Annotated in this window: 9 tRNA genes; all 9 read left to right on the top strand. The window is 51.9% G+C overall.

The features are described from left to right. The first annotated feature begins 17 nt into the window (after nt 1-17). The 9 genes from AC6F34_RS16315 to AC6F34_RS16275 all read left to right on the top strand — a co-directional run bounded on the left by AC6F34_RS16315 (nt 18) and on the right by AC6F34_RS16275 (nt 850). Nucleotides 18-93: transfer RNA gene (locus AC6F34_RS16315), tRNA-Val, on the top strand. A 22-nt stretch (nt 94-115) separates the two neighbouring features. After that, nucleotides 116-191, top strand: a tRNA-Thr gene (locus AC6F34_RS16310). A gap of 13 nt (nt 192-204) precedes the next feature. Then, nucleotides 205-280 (top strand) — tRNA-Lys (locus tag AC6F34_RS16305). Between the two features lie 21 nt (nt 281-301). After that, nucleotides 302-383, top strand: a tRNA-Leu gene (locus AC6F34_RS16300). A gap of 20 nt (nt 384-403) precedes the next feature. Further along, nucleotides 404-478 (top strand) — tRNA-Gly (locus AC6F34_RS16295). Between the two features lie 8 nt (nt 479-486). Then, nucleotides 487-575, top strand: a tRNA-Leu gene (locus tag AC6F34_RS16290). Between the two features lie 20 nt (nt 576-595). After that, a tRNA-Arg gene (locus AC6F34_RS16285) sits at nt 596-672 on the top strand. A 7-nt stretch (nt 673-679) separates the two neighbouring features. Beyond that, nucleotides 680-756, top strand: a tRNA-Pro gene (locus AC6F34_RS16280). Between the two features lie 18 nt (nt 757-774). Continuing rightward, nucleotides 775-850: transfer RNA gene (locus AC6F34_RS16275), tRNA-Ala, on the top strand. Nucleotides 851-852: the final 2 nt, after the last annotated feature.

The following is an 852-nucleotide window of genomic DNA, read 5'->3' as shown; positions in this document are numbered from 1 at the left end:
TGCCGGGCATACATATTGGAGGATTAGCTCAGCTGGGAGAGCATCTGCCTTACAAGCAGAGGGTCGGCGGTTCGATCCCGTCATCCTCCACCATCTATTTTTGTATAAGTACCACGCCGGTGTAGCTCAATTGGTAGAGCAACTGACTTGTAATCAGTAGGTTGGGGGTTCAAGTCCTCTTGCCGGCACCACTTTTCTTAATTAGAGCCATTAGCTCAGTTGGTAGAGCATCTGACTTTTAATCAGAGGGTCGAAGGTTCGAGTCCTTCATGGCTCACCATTTATATAATAATTTTATTATGCGGGTGTGGCGGAATTGGCAGACGCACCAGACTTAGGATCTGGCGCCGCAAGGCGTGGGGGTTCGACTCCCTTCACCCGCACTTGTAATGAAGTTGAAGACGCGGAAGTAGTTCAGTGGTAGAACACCACCTTGCCAAGGTGGGGGTCGCGGGTTCGAATCCCGTCTTCCGCTCCAACATATATGCCGGGGTGGCGGAACTGGCAGACGCACAGGACTTAAAATCCTGCGGTAGGTGACTACCGTACCGGTTCGATTCCGGTCCTCGGCACCATTTTATAAATAGTTTTATATGCGCCCGTAGCTCAATTGGATAGAGCGTCTGACTACGGATCAGAAGGTTATGGGTTCGACTCCTTTCGGGCGCGCCATATAAAACGGGGAGTAGCTCAGCTTGGTAGAGCACTTGGTTTGGGACCAAGGGGTCGCAGGTTCGAATCCTGTCTTCCCGACCATTAATTATTCTCATATTTGGGGCCTTAGCTCAGCTGGGAGAGCGCCTGCTTTGCACGCAGGAGGTCAGCGGTTCGATCCCGCTAGGCTCCACCAAA

Source organism: Niallia sp. CD-39 (assembly GCF_059874745.1).
The sequence above is the reverse complement of the archived record's forward strand: the minus strand, read 5'-3'. Positions and strand labels throughout refer to the sequence as shown.